Raw genomic sequence first — 15341 nt, forward strand, 5'->3', positions numbered from 1 at the left:
CGTCGGCCATTTCAGCCTTTCGAATGTATATACGAGTAGTAAAACTACACAAGACCGAGCGGATTGCTCGGTCTGGCTGGTGAGCATAATCGTTATTGTTGATCTTTTGCGAACAAGAAAAGGTAGAAGTTTAATGTTGCCTGCCAAAAATTACATATTTTCAGCTATTTATCACCTTTGTTCGACAGTCCTTCATCGAGTGCGGTGCCTGCCTTCACAGCAGCAGGCCATTTACACGCCGACCAAGGATAGACCATGAGCCTTCCAACGCTGGCCGAACTGCCGGCCATTCTGTTGCCAAAAGCCCAGCGGGCCGAGCAGTCATTTCGTGACGCCGTGGCCGCGCTGGAGGACGATCATGGCCTTTCTGCGTGGACGCCGCAACGGTGGGCCGACTTCGCCCGGGTGTGCGCCGCCAGTGATTTCGTCATTGAACAGAGTGTTCGTGACCCTTTGATGTTGCTCGAACTGGCGGCCTGGGGCGAGCTGGACCGCGGCTTTGCGCCGGGCGAGCTGTGCGGGCAGATTGCCGGTGCCGTGCAACAGGCCGAAACAGAAGATGAGCTGGGCCGCGTACTGCGTCGCCAGCGTACCCGTCAGCAAGTGCGCATTATCTGGCGCGACCTGACCCGCCAGGCCGACCTGGTGCAAACCTGTCGTGACCTCTCCGACATGGCCGACGCCAGTATCGACCAGGCCTACCAATGGCTGTACCAGCGCCACTGTGTGCAATTCGGCACGCCGACCGGGCGGCGCAGCGGCGAACCGCAGCACATGGTCATCCTCGGCATGGGCAAGCTCGGCGCGGTGGAGCTGAACCTCTCGTCGGATATCGACCTGATCTTCGCCTACCCCGAGGGCGGCGAAACCGTGGGCGTGAAGCGCTCTCTGGATAACCAGGAGTTCTTTATTCGCCTTGGTCAAAAATTGATCAAGGCCCTCGACCCGATGACCGTCGACGGCTTTGTGTTCCGTGTCGACATGCGCCTGCGCCCTTACGGTTCGGCCGGTGCCCTGGTGCTCAGCTTCAACGCGCTGGAGCAGTACTACCAGGACCAGGGTCGCGACTGGGAACGCTACGCCATGATCAAGGCGCGTGTGGTCGCCGGTGACCAGGTGGCCGGTGCGCAACTGCTCGATATGCTGCGGCCGTTCGTGTACCGCCGCTACCTGGACTTTTCCGCCATCGAAGCGCTGCGCACCATGAAGCAGCTGATCCAGCAGGAAGTCCGGCGCAAAGGCATGGCCGACAATATCAAGCTGGGCTCGGGCGGCATCCGCGAAGTGGAATTTATCGCCCAGGCGTTCCAGCTGATCCATGGCGGCCGCGACCTCAGCCTGCAGCAACGGCCGCTGCTCAAGGTGCTCGGCACCCTGGAAGGCCAGGGCTACCTGCCGCCGGCGGTGATCGCCGAGTTGCGTAATGGCTATGAATTCCTGCGTTACACCGAACATGCGATCCAGGCGATTGCCGACCGCCAGACCCAAATGCTGCCGGACAGCCCTGAAGACCAGGTGCGCATTGCCTTTATGCTCGGGTTTGCCGACTGGGCGGCCTTCCATGAGCGCCTGATGTATTGGCGTGGCCGTGTGGACTGGCACTTCCGCCAGGTGATTGCGGATCCCGATGAAGAAGAAGGCGCGGAAAGCGAGTTGGTCGTAGGCGGGGAGTGGTTGCCGCTGTGGGAAGAGTCCCAGGACGAAGAGGCCGCCTGCCGCCAATTGGCTGAAGGTGGCTTCACCGACGCCACCAAGGCCCTTAAAGCCTTGGCCAGCCTGCGCAACAGCCCGCAACTGCGGGCCATGCAGCGCCTGGGGCGTGAACGCCTGGATGCCTTTATCCCGCGCTTGCTGGCCCAGGCCGTCGAGCACGCCAACCCGGACCTGGTGCTGGAGCGTGTACTGCCGCTGGTGGAGGCCGTCGCCCGGCGTTCCGCCTATCTGGTGCTGCTGACGGAAAACCCCGACGCCCTGCGCCGCCTGCTGACCCTGTGCGCCGCCAGTCCATGGATCGCCGAGCAGATCACGCGCTTCCCGCTGCTGCTGGATGAATTGCTCAACGAAGGCCGTTTGTTCAAGCCGCCGCTGGCGCCGGAACTTGCCGCTGAGTTGCGCGAGCGCCTTACGCGCATCCCCGAGGATGACCTTGAACAGCAGATGGAAGCCCTGCGGCACTTCAAGCTGGCCCACCGCCTGCGCGTGGCCGCGTCGGAAATCGCTGGCAGCCTGCCGTTGATGAAAGTCAGCGACTACCTGACCTGGCTCGCCGAAGCCATCCTCGAACAAGTGCTGGCCCTGGCCTGGCGCCAGACGGTCGCGCGCCATGGTTCGCCGCAGCGCTTGGACGGTACCTTGTGCGATCCTGGGTTCATCATTGTCGGTTATGGGAAAGTCGGCGGCATCGAACTGGGGCATGGTTCGGACCTGGACCTGGTGTTTATCCACGATGGCGACCCGCAGGCCGAGACCGACGGTGCCAAGCCGATCGACGGCGCGCAGTTCTTCACGCGCCTGGGCCAGCGGATCATTCACCTGCTGACCACCCAGACCAACTCCGGCCAGTTGTATGAAGTCGACATGCGCCTGCGACCATCCGGCGCATCCGGGTTGCTGGTCAGTTCCCTCGGGGCGTTTGACCGCTATCAACAAAATGAAGCATGGACCTGGGAACATCAGGCCCTGATCCGCGCGCGGGTGCTGGTGGGCAGCCAGGATGTGGGCCAGGCATTCGAGCAGGTACGGGCTAAAGTGCTGGGGCGTGAGCGCGACTTGGCGAAGTTGCGCCAGGAGGTCAGCGAGATGCGCGCCAAGATGCGTGACAACCTGGGCACCAAGGCCACGGCGGCCGGCACCGGCGCCAATGCCTTCGACGCCACGGTGCTGTTCGACCTCAAGCAGGACGCCGGAGGTATCGTCGATATTGAATTTATGGTGCAATACGCGGCTTTGGCGTGGTCTGCGCAACATCCTTCGTTGCTGCGCTATACCGACAATATCCGCATTCTGGAAGGCCTCGAGCAGGTGGGCTTGATGCCCGCCGTCGATGCCCATCTGCTGCGCGAGGTGTATAAGGCCTACCGTTCCGCCGCGCATCGCCAGGCCTTGCAGAACGAGGCCGGTACGGTACCCGGTGATCAGTTCGCTGACGAACGGCGCCAGGTGATGCGAATCTGGCAGGCGCTGGGGTTGGGTTGAAACACTATTAGGGCGGGGAGGCATAAGCCTCCCCGCATCGTTTGTGGAAACTACATGAATATTCTGATCGTTGGGCCCAGTTGGGTCGGTGACATGGTGATGGCGCAGACACTGTTCCAGAGCCTGCGCGTGCGCTATCCAGATTGCCAGATCGACGTGCTCGCCCCCGAGTGGAGCCGGCCGATCCTCGAGCGCATGCCCGAAGTGCGCAAGGCCTTGAGCTTTCCGCTCGGCCACGGTGCCCTGGAATTGGCGACACGCCGTCGCATCGGCAAATCCCTGGCGGGCCAGTACGACCAGGCGATCCTGTTGCCCAACTCGCTCAAGTCGGCGTTGGTGCCGTATTTTGCCGGCATCCCCAAGCGCACCGGCTGGCGCGGTGAGTTTCGCTACGTCCTGCTCAACGACGTGCGCACCCTGGACAAGGCGCGTTACCCGCTGATGATCGAACGCTTCATGGCCCTGGCCTATGCGCCGGGCGCCGAGCTGCCCAAGCCGTACCCGCGCCCCAGCCTGCAGATCGACCCGGTGACCCGCGATGCGGCACTGGCCAAGTTCGGCCTGGCCCTGGATCGTCCGGTGTTGGCCCTGTGCCCCGGTGCGGAGTTTGGCGAGTCCAAGCGCTGGCCGTCGGACCACTACGCCAAAGTCGCCGAGATGAAGATTCGCGAAGGCTGGCAGGTGTGGTTGTTCGGTTCGAAAAACGATCACTCGGTGGGTGAAGACATTCGCCAGCGCCTGATCCCGGGCCTGCGCGAAGAGGCCGTCAACCTCAGTGGCGACACGTCCCTGGCCGAGGCCATCGACTTGCTGTCCTGTGCTGACGCCGTGGTGTCCAACGACTCCGGCTTGATGCACGTCGCGGCTGCGCTGAACCGCCCGTTGGTGGCGGTGTACGGCTCCACCTCGCCGGGCTTCACCCCGCCGTTGGCCGACCAGGTCGAAGTGGTGCGCCTGGGGCTGGAGTGCAGCCCGTGCTTTGATCGCACCTGCCGCTTCGGCCATTACAACTGCCTGCGCCAATTGCTGCCGCAGCCGGTAACCGATGCCTTGCAGCGATTGCAGGGCGACGTGGTCGAGGTTCACTGAGTTGCGGGTACTGGTAATCAAGACCTCATCCCTGGGCGACGTGATCCATGCCTTGCCGGCCCTGACCGACGCGGCACGGGCGATCCCCGGCATTCGCTTCGACTGGGTGGTGGAAGAAGGCTTCGCCGAAATTCCCACGTGGCATCCGGCGGTGGACAAGGTGATCCCGGTGGCGATCCGCCGCTGGCGCAAGAATCTCTGGGAAACCTTCAAGAGCGGCGAGTGGCGGCGCTTCAAGCAGCAAGTCCAGTCGACCAAGTACGATCTGGTGATCGATGCCCAGGGCCTGCTCAAAAGCGCCTGGCTGACCCGCTACGTACGGGCTCCGGTGGCTGGTTTCGATAAACACTCGGCCCGTGAGCCGATTGCGGCGCGCTTCTACTCGCGGCGCCTGGCCGTGGCCCGTGGGCAGCATGCGGTGGAGCGTTTGCGCCAACTGTTCGCCGTGGCCCTCGGCTATGACTTGCCCAAAGGCTTGGGTGACTACGGCCTCAGCACCGAAAAACTGCTCGGCCTGCCGCCGAAAAAACCCTTCGTCCTGCTGCTGCACGGTACCACCTGGGACACCAAGCATTGGCCCGAAGCCTATTGGCGTGAATTGGCTGAACGCATGGGCCGCCTGGGTGTGGACGTGAAGTTGCCCTGGGGTAACGCCGCCGAAAAGGCCCGGGCTGAGCGCCTGGCCCAAGGCCTTAACAACGCCGAAGTGCTGCCCAAGCTGAACCTGGCCGGCGTGGCCCGGGTATTGGCCGGCGCCCGCGCCTGTGTGGCGGTGGACACCGGACTCGGGCATTTGGCGGCGGCATTGGATGTGCCGACCATTTCCCTGTTCGGCCCCACCAACCCCGGCCTGACCGGCGCCTACGGCAAGGGCCAGATTCACCTGGCCAGCGACTTTGCCTGTGCGCCGTGCCTGCAAAAACAATGTACCTATCAACCGACGGCCGACGACCTGCGTCGGTTCGACATCAAGCGCGAGTCGCCCCTGTGTTTCACGCGCCTGAACCCTGAGCGTGTGGCAACCCGGCTGAGCACGTTGTTACTGGCTGAGGAGCTGCACTGATGCAACTGGCTTTTGTTCTGTACAAATATTTCCCCTTCGGCGGCCTCCAGCGCGATTTCATGCGCATCGCCCTGGAGTGCCAGCAGCGCGGCCATCAGATTCGTGTCTACACGCTGATCTGGGAGGGCGACATTCCGCCCGGCTTCGAAGTGCTGGTGGCGCCGGTCAAGGCGTTCTTCAACCATCGGCGCAACGAGAAGCTCAGCGCCTGGATGCAGGCCGACCTGGCCAAGCGCCCGGTGGACCGCCTGATCGGCTTCAACAAGATGCCTGGCCTGGACGTGTACTACGCCGCTGACGGCTGCTTCGAAGACAAGGCACAAAACCTGCGCCATTCGCTGTACCGCAGTTTTGGCCGCTATCGCCACTTTGCCGAGTACGAGCGCGCGGTGTTTGCCAAGGACGCCAAGACCGAAGTCTTGATGATTTCCGAAGTGCAGCAGCCGCTGTTCATCAAGCATTACGACACGCCGCTGGAGCGCTTTCACCTGTTGCCACCGGGCATTGCCCAGGATCGCCGCGCGCCGCCGAATGCGGCCGAGATTCGTGAAGGCTTCCGCAAGGAGTTCAACCTGGGCGATGACGACCTGCTGCTGGTGCAGATCGGTTCCGGCTTCAAGACCAAGGGCGTCGACCGCAGCCTCAAGGCCGTGGCGGCGTTGCCGGCCGAGCTGAAAAAACGCACGCGCCTGTTTGTCATCGGCCAGGACGACCCCAAGGTATTCCAACTGCAAAGCGCCACCCTCGGGCTGGGCGATAACGTGCAGTTCCTCAAGGGGCGCAGCGATATTCCGCGCTTCCTGCTGGGCGCCGACCTGTTGATCCACCCGGCGTACAACGAAAACACCGGCACCGTGTTGCTCGAAGCCCTGGTGGCCGGGCTGCCGGTGCTGGTCTCGGCGGTGTGTGGTTATGCCCATTACATCGCCGAAGCCGACAGCGGCCTGGTGCTGGACGAGCCGTTTGAGCAGGCTCAGTTGAACCAGTACCTGGCGCAGATGTTGACCGATTCTGCACAGCGCGCGGCCTGGGGCCGCAATGGGTTGGCCTTCGCCGAGACGGCCGACCTCTACAGCATGCCGCAGCACGCTGCGGATGTGATTCTGGCGGAGCCAAAACGATGAAGTTGATTCTTGCCGAACCGTTCAAGACGTTATGGGCCGGGCGTGATGCCTTCGCCGAAGTCGAGAAACTGCAAGGCCAGGTATTCCGTGAACTGGCGGCGCGTCGCACGCTGCGCACCGAGGTGGACGGCCGCCCGTATTTCGTCAAAATCCACCGTGGCATCGGCTGGGCGGAAATCTTCAAGAACCTGATCACCGCTAAGCTGCCGGTGCTCGGCGCCGGCCTGGAATGGGATGCCATTCACCGCTTGCAGGCGATCGGCGTGCCGACCATGACCGGCGTGGCCTTCGGCGAAAAAGGCAGCAACCCGGCGGACCAGCACTCGTTCATCATCACCGAAGAGCTGGCGCCGACCATCAGCCTTGAAGACCTGACCGTCAACTGGGTCGCCGAACCGCCCACACCTGCACTGCGTCATGCGCTCACGGCCGAACTGGCGCGCATGGTCGGCGACATGCACCGGGGCGGCGTGAATCACCGCGACTGCTACCTGTGCCATTTCCTGCTGGACACGTCCAGGCCGATCGACGCACGCAACATCAAGCTCTCGGTGATCGACCTGCACCGGGCGCAAATGCGCGCCCATCTGCCGCTGCGCTGGCGCGACAAGGACCTCTCCGCGCTGTATTACTCGGCGTTGGACATCGGCCTGACCCGGCGCGATAAATTGCGCTTCCTCAAGGGCTACTTCCGCCAGCCGCTGCGCCAGGTCCTGGCCGAGCAGTCGGCGTCCCTGAGCCTGATGCAGCGCAAGGCCGACAAGCTCTACGCGCGCAAGCAACGTTATGGGGATGCGATCTGATGGCGGGTTGGAACCTGGAGCCTGCCTACGCCGCCCTGGCGGATGATTTTGGAAGCCTCGAAGCGGTGTTTGCCCTGCAAGGCGAGCGGCTGACCCGCGACCCGTTGTCGGAAGTGATCCGGGTGGAGCGTGGCGGGGTCAACTACTACGTCAAACGCTACACCGGCGCCGGCAAGGGCCTGCGGCGCTACCTGGGCAAGCCGCGGGTCAAGTCCGAATGGCAGAACCTCAAGCGCTTCGCCAAGTGGGGCATTCCCACCGCCGATGTGGTCGCCTGGGGCCTGGAGCGCAGCGGCCTGGCCTATGATCGTGGCGCGATGATCACCCGCGAGTTGCCGAGGACCGAAGACCTCTCGGTACTGGCCGAACGTAAGGATGCGCGCCTGCGCGACCCCAAGTGGGTCAACGCGGTCAGCCGCCAGCTCGCCGAATACACGCGCACCATGCACGATCATCGCTTTACCCATAACGACTTGAAGTGGCGCAACCTGCTGATCGACGATCAGGCCACCCTGTACCTGATCGATTGCCCCAACGGCGATTTCTGGCGCGGTTTCTGGCTCAAGTATCGCATCACCAAGGACCTCGCCTGCCTGGACAAGGTAGCCAAGTATCACTTGTCGGCCACTCAGCGCCTGCGCTTCTACATGCAGTACCGTGGGTGTCGGCACCTGAGTGAGTCGGACAAACGGCGGATTCGCCACGTAGTGAAGTTTTTCGAGGGACGTGAATGAGTGATTTCCTGGCGGCTGAAGATCGCGCCCTGCTGGAGCGCCACGGCCTCGCGACATTCGACGCCCTGTGGGCCCGGCAACTGGACGCGGTGGACGAGCCGAACACCAGCCGTGGCGGCTGGAGCAGCGTGTTTCGCCTGGAGCTCGACGGCCACGGCTATTACCTCAAGCGCCAGAGCAACTACCTCACGCGCAGCTTGCACCGGCCATTGGGCGAGCCCAGTTTCTCCCGCGAGTTCCGCAACATCAGCCGTTACCGCAAGCTCGGGATCCCGGCGTTGCAGGCGGCGTTCTACGGCGAGCGCAAAGTCGCCGGTGAGCACCGCGCGATGCTGCTGACCCGTGCCCTGGACGGTTGGAATGACCTGGATTCATTGCTGGAGCAATGGGCGCAACTCAGCGATGCCCAGCACCGCGCGATCCTGCTGGCCTGCGGTCAACTGGCGCGCCGCCTGCACAGCGTCGGCCAGGTGCATGGCTGTTTCTACCCCAAGCATATTTTCCTGCAGGCCACCGGAGACGGCTACGCCGCGCAGTTGATCGACCTGGAGAAAACCCGCCCGCTGCTGTTCGGCTGGCGTGACCGGGTCAAGGACCTGGAGCCGTTGTTGCGCCGTGCGCCACAGTGGTCCGACGCCCAGGTGCGTCAACTGCTGGCGGCTTACCTCGATCAGCCCGAGGGCAGCGCACTCGTCACCACCTGGCTGCAACGCCTGACGAAGCGGCGTAGCCACAAGGAGAACCGCTGATGCGCCTGTCCGAGTTGAAAAGCGCCGGTCGCACGCCGAGCCTGCCCCTCACTGTCGACCTCGCGGATGCCGCCGGCCCAGGCCAACTGCAACTGCTGAGCCTGTTGCGGGTGTTGCCGGGCGAGCGTTATGTGGGCGCGGCGATCTGGCGCGGGCGTCCGGTGTTGGCCAAGTTATTGGTGGGCGGCAAGGCCGCGCGGCATTTCCAGCGTGAACTCAGCGGCGTACGCCTGCTGGCCGAGCAAGGCCTGACCACCCCGCTGTTGCTCGCCGATGGCTTGCAGGACGGCGAGGGCGGCTGGCTGCTGTTCGAGTTTATCGAAGGTGCCGAGAGCCTGGCCGATGCCTGGCACGCCGTTGAAGCGCTACCGCCACTGGCCGACGAGCAAACCGCCGTGCTGGCCGAGGCCCTGGGTGCGATCGGCCAGATGCATGCCAAGGGCCTGTGGCAGGAAGACCTGCACTTGGACAACCTGCTGCGCCGGGACGGCAAGCTGTACTTGATCGATGGCGCCGGCATTCGTGTGGAGGAGGCGGGCAAGCCCCTGTCGCGCAACCGCGTGCTGGAAAACCTCGGGGTGTTTTTCGCCCAGTTGCCGAAAAACCTCGAGCCGTTTACCGAAGAACTGCTGGTGTACTACCTGCTGAGCAACGGCGAGCACGCCTTGCCCCTGCAAGCCCTGGAAAAACAGGTGCGCAAGGTCAGCGCCTGGCGCCTGAAGGACTTGTTGAACAAGGTGGGCCGCGACTGCACGCTGTTCAGCGTGGTGCGTGGCGCCTTTGCCTTGCGCGCGATCCGTCGCGAGGAAGAGCCGGCGATGCTGCCGGTGCTGGAGCAGGCGGATGCGTTGCTCAACCAGGGCCACCTGTACAAGACCGGTGGTGCGGCCAGCGTGGCCAAGGTCGATGTGGCCGGTCGGCCCTTGGTAATCAAACGCTACAACATCAAGGGCTTCGCCCATTGGCTCAAGCGCTTCTGGCGCCCGAGCCGCGCCTGGCATTCCTGGCGCGAAGGCAATCGCCTGGCCTTCCTCGGCATCGCCACGCCCAAGCCATTGGCCGTCCTGGAAAAGCGTTTTTTCTGGCTGCGCAGCCGCGCTTACCTGGTTACCGAATACCTGCCGGGCCCGGACATCATCGAGCGTTTCGCGCCCTATATCGAACAGGGTGACGCGCCGGAAAACGAACTGCTGGCGCTGGACCAGTTGTTCGCCGAGCTGATTCGCGAGCGCATCAGCCATGGCGACTTCAAGGGCCATAACCTGTTCTGGGATAAGGATCGCTGGTCGCTGATCGACCTCGACGCGATGTGCCAACACAGCTCTGCCGCCAGCTTCGCCCCGGCGTATGCCAGGGACCGTGCGCGGTTTATGCGGAACTGGCCTGAGAGTAGTGCGTTGTATCAGCTGATTGATCAGCGTTTGCCGAAAGGGGTCCAGACTGGTGGCCCTCTGTAGCAGAGCTTGAGGGCAATATGAACGTAGAGGGGCGACCCAGAAGAATCTAAAACCTAGGATTAAATATCCCATGGCAGATGAAAAACTAACCCCTCCGCAGTTTCTGCTCTTTGAAAGTGAGAGTGAGGCGGAGCGTGTTGCAGAAGTTGTGGCAGCGAAACCGCCAGCGTTTTACGACCGGGCCAGGAAAATCGTGCCTTTGACGTGCTCAAACGCAAGTTTTATTGCAGTGGAGGGCGGAGCAAGGTGGGAGAGGGCTTTGAAAATTGGGGGCTGAAAATTTTCCCTACTGCTGAAAGCGAAAAGCCCCGGTGAGACTCACCGAGGCTATAACGCCGACCGGGATCCCCCAGTCCATTTGCGGCAAATTCTATGTCCGCGATTTTAGAGTGTCAACGCGCAGCACCTGAGTAACCGACGGCCGTGGTTGTGCGAGTCTACTGACGCGTTCAATAGTAAGAACTGTTGCCTGAACAACAGTTAACAGACAGTTGTTGCCCCAGAACGACAGTCTTCCTTCATGCGGAAACGTTACCCCCTTGATTTAATGCAATAAAAATCCTGGCACGGGCTCTGCAATGCCTCCTGGTGAACCCTTTCACCGGTCGCAGCGGAGCCCTGTATGCCTTCCAGCTTTTCCTCGCTTTCCCGTTTGATCTGCTTTGGCGCCGCGCTGTTGCTGGGCCATGTCGTCAGTGTCCAGGCCGCCGAGGGCGATGAGGCCGTGCCGTCCCTGGCCGGCAAGCGCATTGCCGTGAGCATGACCGGCACCAGTCACTATTTCGATATCAAGGCGTTCCAGGCCCAGGTCGATGAGATCAAGCGCCTGGGCGGCACGCCGATAACCCTTGATGCCGGGCGTAACGACAAGAACCTGGTGACCCAGCTGCAAACCGTGGTCACCCAGAAACCCGACGCCGTGATCCAGACCCTCGGCACCCTCAGCGTGATCGACCCCTGGCTCAAGCGCATCAGCAAGGCCGGCATCCCGCTGTTCACCATCGATGCACCGTCCCAGTACAGCCTCAACAACACCACCTCCGACAACGTCGCCACCGGCAAGGCGTTGGCCGATCAATTGATCAAGGACGCCGGCGGTAAAGGCAAGATCCTGGTGTTCAACGGTTTCTACGGCGTGCCGGTGTGTGCGATCCGTTATGACCAGTTGAAGCTGGCGCTCAAGGATTACCCCCAGCTGGAAATCATCCAGCCGGAACTTCGCGACGTGATCCCCAACACCGTGCAGGATGCTTATTCACAAGTCTCGGCGCTGCTCAACAAGTACCCGGCGGGCAGCGTCTCGGCGATCTGGTCGGCGTGGGACATTCCTCAGTTGGGCGCGAGCAAGGCGCTGATCGATGCCAAGCGCACCGAGATCAAGACTTACGGCGTCGACGGTACGCCGGAAGTGCTGGCGCTGCTCGGCCAGGCAAATTCGCCGGTGGGGGCGGTGGTGGCGCAGCAACCGGCGTTGATCGGCAAGACCGCTGTGCAGAACGTGGCGCGCTACCTGGCCGGGCAACGTGACCTGCCGAAGGAAACCCATGTGGCCACGCTGCTGACCACCGCAGCCAACCTGGACCAGGTTCAGCAACTGCGGGGTGACTGATGCCGGCATTGCACCTGCAACACCTGCATAAACGCTTTGGGGCCACCCTGGCGCTGGATGACGCAAGCCTTAAAGTCGAACGCGGCAGCATCCACGGCCTGGTGGGGGAGAACGGTGCGGGCAAGTCGACCTTGATCAAGATCCTGGCCGGCATCCACAAGGCGGACGCGGGGCAGGTGAGTATCGACGGCCAGTCGTATGCCGCCTTGTCACCGCGCCAGGTGGATGCGCTGGGCGTGCAGTTCATCCATCAGGAGCGTCTGTTGCCCGCCAGTTTTACCGTGGGCGAGGCGCTGTTTTTCGGGCATGAATTGCGGCGCGGGCCCTTTGTGGATCGACGTCGGCAGCAACGTGAAGCCGAGCGCTTGCTGGCGGAATATTTTGATCTGCAATTGCCCGTCGGTGCGCTGGTGAGCGAGCTGAACAGCGCCGAACGCCAGGTGCTGCAAATCACCCGGGCGTTGATTCGCCAGCCGAAGATCCTGGTGTTCGACGAGCCCAGCGTGGCCTTGGTCAAGCGTGAAGTCGACCAGTTGCTGCGCATCGTCAAGCGCCTGCGCGACCAGGGTTTATCCATCCTGTACATCTCCCATTACCTGCAGGAAATCGACAGCCTCTGCGATGAAGTCACGGTGCTGCGCAATGGTCGGGACGTGGCGGTGGTGCAGCCCCGGCATACGTCCAGCGCCGAGATTGCGCGGCTGATGGTCAATCGCGAAGTGCAGGAGATGTACCCCAAGGCCAAGGTTGCACTGGGAGCGCCGTTGTTGCAGGTACGCGGGTTGAGCCTGGCGCGGCGCTATCGGCAGATCGACCTGGACGTGCGGCGCGGAGAAATCGTCGGCCTGACCGGGCTGGTTGGCTCGGGAGCCAAGGAGTTGTTCAAGACACTCTTCGGTGTCGAGCGCGCCGACAGCGGCAGTGTGCATCTGGACGGGCGTTTGCTGCGCCTGCGTTCGCCGGGCCAGGCGATTGCCGAAGGCCTTGCGCTGGTGCCGGAAGAGCGGCGCAGCCAGGGGATTTCGCCAGTGCTTTCGGTGCTGGAAAACCTCACGCTGGCGGGGCTCGGGCGGTTCAGCCGCTGGGGCTTGTTGAGCCGCCGCAAGGAGCAGGTGGAAAGCCTGCGGCTGATCGACGAATTGGCGATCAAGGCGCCTGGGCCCCAAGCGGCGGTCAGCCAGCTCAGTGGCGGTAACCAGCAGAAGGTCGCCCTGGGGAAATGGCTGAGTCGCCGCTCGGCGGTGTACCTGCTGGATGAACCCTGTGTGGGCGTGGATGTGGGGGCCAAGGTGGAGATCTATCGCTTGATCGGACGCTTGGTGGAAGAGGGCGCGGCGGTGTTGGTGTTGTCGTCGGATTTGCCGGAGTTGTTGGGGATCAGTGACCGAATCCTGGTGCTGCATCGGGGTGAGATCGCCGGTGAATTCCGTGCCGGGGAGGCGGACAGCGATCAGTTGCTGGCCTGTGCGACGGGGGCCGTGGCTGCTGCGGCTTCAAATGCTCGCGAGGTGGAACATGCTTGAAGCGCCGACGCCTGGGTTATCGCAGAGGTTGTGGGTGCTGGTGCTGCGCCGTGGGTCGGTGGGGGTTTTTATGGCGATCCTGCTGGGGTTCGCCGTGGCTGCGCCGAATTTTCTGTCGGTGGGCAATCTGGCCAATGTGTTCAGCCAGTCGGCGATCCTAGGTGTACTGGCCTTCGGGCTCACCTGCGTGATTATCGGCGGCGGCTCGAACGTGGTGTCCGGAGGACTGGACCTGTCGCTGGCGGCCAACCTGGGGTTGTGCGCGGCGGTATTCAGCCGCCTCAATAATGCCGGCCTGGATCTCGGGTTGACGTTGCTGCTGACCCTGGGCTGCGGTTTCGCGGTCGGCTTGCTGAATGGGCTGGCCGTGGTGGTGCTGCGCTTGCCGCCGTTGCTGGCGACCCTGGCGAGTATGAATGTATTGGCGGGGCTGGAGTTGGTGTTGACGGAGAACACGGTGGTCTCCACGGACTCGCCGCTGCTGGACCTGCTCAGTGGCGGCGCCTGGTTGGGCGTACCGGCCCTGGCCTGGGTGCTGCTGGTGACGGCGGGCGTGTTGACGCTGCTGATCCAGCACTCGGCCTATGGGCTGCGCCTGCATGCGGTGGGCGAATACCCCCAGGCGGCCGAAGCGGCGGGCATTGGGGTGCCCGTCTATGTGTTGTCGAGCTATCTGCTGTCCGGTCTATGTGCCGGCGTGGCTGCGCTGTGTTCGGCGGCGTTCTTCAGCGGCAGCACCACCGGTTCCGGCGACATGCTGCTGTCGGTGGTGGCGATCGCTTTTCTCGGGGTGGTGTTTTCCCGCCGGCTGGTGGCGAGCATTCCGGGGACTTTGCTGGCGGCGCTGTTGATCGGTTTTCTGATCAATGGCTTTCAACTGCTTAACCTCTCCAGCTTCTGGGTCAATGGTGTGCAGGGCGTGTTGATCCTGCTGGTCGTCGCAGCCTCCAGTGCCGTGAACCGAGGGGCGACGGCATGAACGCACGCGCAGTATTGCCGCTGACATTGCCACTGGTGTTCACCCTGATTGTCGTGGTGTTTGCGCTGCAAGCGCCGGGCTTCCTCAGTGCGGGCAACCTGCAAAGCCTGGTGCTGAACAACTTCGTGCTGCTGGCGATTGTCGCCATCGGCATGACCTACGCGGTGGCGGCCGGTGGCATCGACCTGTCGGTGGGCACGGCGCTGGACTTTGCCAGTTTCAGCTTTGTGGTGCTGCTCAATGGCGGCCATGGCTGGGCGGTGGCGGCCACGGGCGCGCTGGCGGCGGCGCTGCTGGTGGGGCTGGTCAACGCCGGCCTGATTGCCGGGCTGCGAATCAGTCCGTTCCTGGCCACCCTGGGCACCCTGTTTATCGGCACCAGCGCCCAGCAACTGCTCTCGGACGGCGGCCAGCCGATCTATATCAGCCAAGGCTTGAAGCCTGAGCTCACTGGGCTGACACCGCTGCTGGTGGTAGTGGGGCTGGCGCTGTTCTACGGCCTGGCCCTGGCGCGCGGACGCCTGGGCCGTGAGTTGCTGGCCCAGGGCACCCAGCCGCTGCTGGCGTATTACTCGGGGTTGTCGGTGCGGCGGATCGTCACCGTCGTGGCCCTGGCTACCGCCCTGGCCTGTGGGGTGGCCGGTGTGTTGCTCAGCTCGACAGTCAGCGCCTATGTGCCGCTGTCCGGGAACGCGTTTTTGCTCAATGCGATTGGCGCGGTGTTTATCGGCACCACCTTGAGCCGACAGGGCCGGGCAAACATTCCCGGGACGCTGCTCGGAGTGCTGTTTATCAACGTGATCGCCAACGGGCTGCTGCTGATCGGCTGGAATTTCTACTGGCAGCAGGTGGCGACTGGAGTGCTGATCTTTATCGTGCTGAGCTTCAGTTTTGCCAGCCGGCGGATGCTTGAGCGCGTCTAGTGTTGCACCCCAAAGGCGGACTTCATCCGACGCTTGGGGGCATGAGCAAACTCCCCTTATTACATAAACAATTTCAGGCGACCGCATTCCGGT

General features: G+C 63.0%; 12 protein-coding genes and 1 pseudogene. All 13 read left to right on the plus strand.

Features of this window, described 5'->3' with window-relative positions; genetic code table 11:
- Nucleotides 1–255: 255 nt before the first annotated feature.
- Nucleotides 256–3195 carry a bifunctional [glutamate--ammonia ligase]-adenylyl-L-tyrosine phosphorylase/[glutamate--ammonia-ligase] adenylyltransferase gene (glnE, locus tag NIBR502773_RS17735; RefSeq protein WP_141156571.1) on the plus strand — a complete coding sequence of 980 codons (2940 nt, stop codon included), beginning with the start codon at nucleotides 256–258 and terminating at the stop codon, nucleotides 3193–3195.
- Between the two features lie 54 nt (nucleotides 3196–3249).
- Nucleotides 3250–4284, plus strand: coding sequence for a lipopolysaccharide heptosyltransferase II (gene waaF / locus NIBR502773_RS17740; protein WP_141156572.1), 1035 nt, complete (start codon nucleotides 3250–3252; stop codon nucleotides 4282–4284).
- Between the two features lies 1 nt (nucleotide 4285).
- Nucleotides 4286–5347, plus strand: a complete 1062-nt coding sequence (waaC, locus tag NIBR502773_RS17745) for a lipopolysaccharide heptosyltransferase I (RefSeq protein ID WP_115486433.1) — start codon at nucleotides 4286–4288, stop codon at nucleotides 5345–5347.
- Complete coding sequence (locus NIBR502773_RS17750; protein ID WP_141156573.1) at nucleotides 5347–6471, plus strand: glycosyltransferase family 4 protein; 1125 nt, start codon at nucleotides 5347–5349, stop codon at nucleotides 6469–6471. Before waaC ends, NIBR502773_RS17750 begins: the two co-directional genes overlap by 1 nt.
- Entirely contained in the window at nucleotides 6468–7274 is an 807-nt protein-coding gene (gene rfaP / locus NIBR502773_RS17755) for a lipopolysaccharide core heptose(I) kinase RfaP (protein ID WP_115486431.1), read from the plus strand. Before NIBR502773_RS17750 ends, rfaP begins: the two co-directional genes overlap by 4 nt.
- The gene (locus tag NIBR502773_RS17760; RefSeq protein ID WP_027604952.1) at nucleotides 7274–8008 is read left to right on the plus strand and encodes a lipopolysaccharide kinase InaA family protein; all 735 of its coding nucleotides are present in this window, start codon (nucleotides 7274–7276) and stop codon (nucleotides 8006–8008) included. Before rfaP ends, NIBR502773_RS17760 begins: the two co-directional genes overlap by 1 nt.
- On the plus strand, nucleotides 8005–8757 hold the full coding sequence (locus NIBR502773_RS17765) for a lipopolysaccharide kinase InaA family protein (protein ID WP_027604951.1): 753 nt from the start codon (nucleotides 8005–8007) through the stop codon (nucleotides 8755–8757). Before NIBR502773_RS17760 ends, NIBR502773_RS17765 begins: the two co-directional genes overlap by 4 nt.
- On the plus strand, nucleotides 8757–10214 hold the full coding sequence (locus tag NIBR502773_RS17770; protein ID WP_141156574.1) for a lipopolysaccharide kinase InaA family protein: 1458 nt from the start codon (nucleotides 8757–8759) through the stop codon (nucleotides 10212–10214). The genes NIBR502773_RS17765 and NIBR502773_RS17770 overlap by 1 nt, the downstream gene beginning before the upstream one ends.
- A gap of 165 nt (nucleotides 10215–10379) precedes the next feature.
- Nucleotides 10380–10529: pseudogene (locus NIBR502773_RS30980) on the plus strand (DUF3800 domain-containing protein); the annotation flags it as partial.
- 307 nt (nucleotides 10530–10836) lie between these two features.
- The gene (locus tag NIBR502773_RS17780; RefSeq protein WP_141156575.1) at nucleotides 10837–11823 is read left to right on the plus strand and encodes a sugar ABC transporter substrate-binding protein; all 987 of its coding nucleotides are present in this window, start codon (nucleotides 10837–10839) and stop codon (nucleotides 11821–11823) included.
- Complete coding sequence (locus NIBR502773_RS17785; protein WP_141156576.1) at nucleotides 11823–13346, plus strand: sugar ABC transporter ATP-binding protein; 1524 nt, start codon at nucleotides 11823–11825, stop codon at nucleotides 13344–13346. Before NIBR502773_RS17780 ends, NIBR502773_RS17785 begins: the two co-directional genes overlap by 1 nt.
- A complete protein-coding gene (locus NIBR502773_RS17790) occupies nucleotides 13339–14325 on the plus strand; it encodes an ABC transporter permease (protein ID WP_141156577.1) in 987 nt (328 codons plus the stop codon). The genes NIBR502773_RS17785 and NIBR502773_RS17790 overlap by 8 nt, the downstream gene beginning before the upstream one ends.
- The gene (locus tag NIBR502773_RS17795) at nucleotides 14322–15248 is read left to right on the plus strand and encodes an ABC transporter permease (protein ID WP_065940838.1); all 927 of its coding nucleotides are present in this window, start codon (nucleotides 14322–14324) and stop codon (nucleotides 15246–15248) included. The genes NIBR502773_RS17790 and NIBR502773_RS17795 overlap by 4 nt, the downstream gene beginning before the upstream one ends.
- The last annotated feature ends 93 nt before the right edge of the window (nucleotides 15249–15341 follow it).

It is taken from the genome of Pseudomonas sp. NIBRBAC000502773, assembly GCF_006517195.1.
Classification (GTDB): domain Bacteria; phylum Pseudomonadota; class Gammaproteobacteria; order Pseudomonadales; family Pseudomonadaceae; genus Aquipseudomonas; species Aquipseudomonas marginalis.

What these genes read in the sequence shown, in the direction of transcription:
- glnE (WP_141156571.1), top strand. Translation starts at nt 256, where the DNA reads ATGAGCCTTCCAACGCTGGCCGAACTGCCGGCCATTCTGTTGCCAAAA.
- waaF (WP_141156572.1), top strand. Translation starts at nt 3,250, where the DNA reads ATGAATATTCTGATCGTTGGGCCCAGTTGGGTCGGTGACATGGTGATG.
- NIBR502773_RS17750 (WP_141156573.1), top strand. Translation starts at nt 5,347, where the DNA reads ATGCAACTGGCTTTTGTTCTGTACAAATATTTCCCCTTCGGCGGCCTC.
- rfaP (WP_115486431.1), top strand. Translation starts at nt 6,468, where the DNA reads ATGAAGTTGATTCTTGCCGAACCGTTCAAGACGTTATGGGCCGGGCGT.
- NIBR502773_RS17760 (WP_027604952.1), top strand. Translation starts at nt 7,274, where the DNA reads ATGGCGGGTTGGAACCTGGAGCCTGCCTACGCCGCCCTGGCGGATGAT.
- NIBR502773_RS17765 (WP_027604951.1), top strand. Translation starts at nt 8,005, where the DNA reads ATGAGTGATTTCCTGGCGGCTGAAGATCGCGCCCTGCTGGAGCGCCAC.
- NIBR502773_RS17770 (WP_141156574.1), top strand. Translation starts at nt 8,757, where the DNA reads ATGCGCCTGTCCGAGTTGAAAAGCGCCGGTCGCACGCCGAGCCTGCCC.
- NIBR502773_RS17780 (WP_141156575.1), top strand. Translation starts at nt 10,837, where the DNA reads ATGCCTTCCAGCTTTTCCTCGCTTTCCCGTTTGATCTGCTTTGGCGCC.
- NIBR502773_RS17785 (WP_141156576.1), top strand. Translation starts at nt 11,823, where the DNA reads ATGCCGGCATTGCACCTGCAACACCTGCATAAACGCTTTGGGGCCACC.
- NIBR502773_RS17790 (WP_141156577.1), top strand. Translation starts at nt 13,339, where the DNA reads ATGCTTGAAGCGCCGACGCCTGGGTTATCGCAGAGGTTGTGGGTGCTG.
- NIBR502773_RS17795 (WP_065940838.1), top strand. Translation starts at nt 14,322, where the DNA reads ATGAACGCACGCGCAGTATTGCCGCTGACATTGCCACTGGTGTTCACC.